Here is a 2,145-nt window from a genome sequence, read left to right as displayed (position 1 = left end):
AGGCGCAGCCCTTGCCCCGGATCACGCCGACCACCCCGGTGCGGCCGAAGCCGGTGACCACCTCGTCGCAGCCGAAGGACCGCAGCGTCTCGGCCACGAAGCCGGCGGTGCGGGTGACATCGTAGAGCAGCTCGGGATGGGCGTGCAGGTCGTGCCGCCACGCCGTCATCGTGTCGGCGAAGTCGCGGATCCGTTCGAGGACGGGCATCGGGTCGGGGCTTTCGTGGCCTTTGGGGTGGGCCGGACCAGCAAAGCCGGGGCCAGCGCCGCCGTCAACGGCCGCGCTTGGCGCATGCGCGGCGCCCAGGGCCCGATCCGGACAGCGCGCAGAGCCCGGCCGTCCGGATCAACCACCCGATCCGCGAGCGCCGCGCACAGACCTCGCAGGGGGATTCAACGGATCGCCCCGTTCTGAGAGGGAGGCGAGCCGGGTTCGTCGCACGCCACCAAGCCTCCGCCGGCGGCCCAGTGCGCCGTTCCGGTCCGCTCACGCGGCCCCCCGCGCCGGTCCCCGCCCCGCCAGCCCGCGGCTGCGCCGCCGTGGTTCGGGCGGATGGTCGTCCGCGGCGAGATCGTCGAGGATCGGGCAATCCGGCCTCTCGTCGCCGCAGCAGGCCTCCGCCAGATGCTCCAGCGTCCGCGCCATCCCCTCCATCTCGGCGATGCGGCGGCGCAGATCGGCGATCTGCTCCTGCGCGATCGCCTTCACCCCGGCGCTCGGCCGGGCGCGGTCGCGCCAGAGCGCCAGCAGATCCGCGATCGCGTCGACGCTGAAGCCGAGGTCGCGGGCGCGGCGGATGAAGCGGAGCGTGTGGAGGTCGGCGTCGCCGTAATGGCGGTAGCCGGATTCGGACCGCGCGGCCGGCGGCAGCAGGCCGGTCGCCTCGTACCAGCGGATCATCTTGGCCGAGACGCCGGTGCGGCGCGCCGCCTCGCCGATCGTCAGACTCGCCGCGCTCATGCCGCCCTCGCGTTGAGCGCGGGCGCCGCGCCGGCCGCGGGCCGTCCGCCGGCCCGGCGCAGCCGCAGGGCATTGCCGAGGACGAACACGCTGGAAAACGCCATGGCGCCCGCGGCCAGGATCGGCGACAGGGCCGGGCCGCCGAACGGCACCAGCACGCCGGCCGCCACCGGGATCAAGGCGGCGTTGTAGGCGAAGGCCCAGAACAGGTTCTGGCGGATGTTGGCCATCACCGCCCGCGACAGCGCCAGGGCCTCGACCAGGGCCTCCAGGTCGCCCGACATCAGCACCACGTCGGCGCTCTCGACCGCGATGTCGGTGCCGGTGCCGATGGCCAGCCCGACATCGGCCTCCGCCAGTGCCGGCGCGTCGTTGATGCCGTCGCCCACGAAGGCCACCGGCCCGTGCTCGGCCCGGAACCGCTGGACGGCCTCGACCTTCCCGCCGGGCAATACCCCGGCGGCCACCGCGTCGATGCCGAGGCTCCGCGCCACGCCGGCGGCGGTGACGGGGTCGTCGCCCGTGACCATCGCCACCACGAGGCCGCGCGCCTTCAGGGCCGCCACGGCCGCACGGGCCCCCGCCTTCACGGGATCGGCCACCGCCAGGATCGCGGCATGGCGGCCGTCGAGGACGAGGTGGACCGGGCTGCGGCCCTGGCTGGCCAGCGTCTCGGCGCGGGCGGCGAGATCCGGGTTCAGGGCGACGCCGAGCCGTTCCAGGTAGCGCGGGGCGCCGACAGCCACGGCCCGGCCCGCGACCCGTCCGGAGATTCCGAAGCCCGCCACCGCCTCGAAGCGGTCCGGCTCGGGCATGGCGAGGCCGCGGTCGCGGGCGGCCGCCACCACGGCGCCGGCCAGCGGGTGCTCGGAGCGGGTCTCCAGCGCGGCCGCGAGGGCCAGGGCCTCGGCCTCGGCGATGCCCGCAGCCGGCACGATCTCGGTGAGCCGGGGGCGCCCCTCGGTCAGGGTGCCGGTCTTGTCGAGGGCCACGACCCGCACGTCGCGCAGGCCCTGGAGCGCGGCGCCGTCGCGGAACAGCACGCCGCGCGCCGCCGCGCGTCCGGTGCCGACCATGATGGCGGTGGGCGTCGCCAGACCCATGGCGCAGGGGCAGGCGATGATCAGCACCGCCACGGCGTTGACCAGGGCCGGCCCCAGCGAAGGGGCGGGCGCCAGGAGCAG

Annotated in this window: 2 protein-coding genes and 1 pseudogene; all 3 read right to left on the bottom strand. The window is 75.9% G+C overall.

Going from position 1 to position 2,145, the window contains the following annotated elements; genetic code table 11:
• Positions 1-208: pseudogene (locus tag I53_RS27255) on the bottom strand (amidohydrolase); the annotation flags it as partial.
• Between the two features lie 279 nt (positions 209-487).
• Positions 488-961, bottom strand: a complete 474-nt coding sequence (cueR, locus tag I53_RS27250; protein ID WP_043356871.1) for a Cu(I)-responsive transcriptional regulator — start codon at positions 959-961, stop codon at positions 488-490.
• Positions 958-2,145, bottom strand: a 1,188-nt coding sequence (locus tag I53_RS27245) for a heavy metal translocating P-type ATPase (protein WP_043356869.1), incomplete at its 5' end; no start/stop codon positions are given. The genes I53_RS27245 and cueR, both read right to left, overlap by 4 nt.

The sequence above is a fragment of the Methylobacterium sp. B1 genome (genome assembly GCF_000333255.1).
Lineage (GTDB): Bacteria > Pseudomonadota > Alphaproteobacteria > Rhizobiales > Beijerinckiaceae > Methylobacterium > Methylobacterium fujisawaense.
This window is presented reverse-complemented; position numbering and strand designations above follow the sequence as displayed.

What these genes read in the sequence shown, in the direction of transcription:
- cueR (WP_043356871.1), bottom strand. Translation starts at nt 961, where the DNA reads ATGAGCGCGGCGAGTCTGACGATCGGCGAGGCGGCGCGCCGCACCGGC.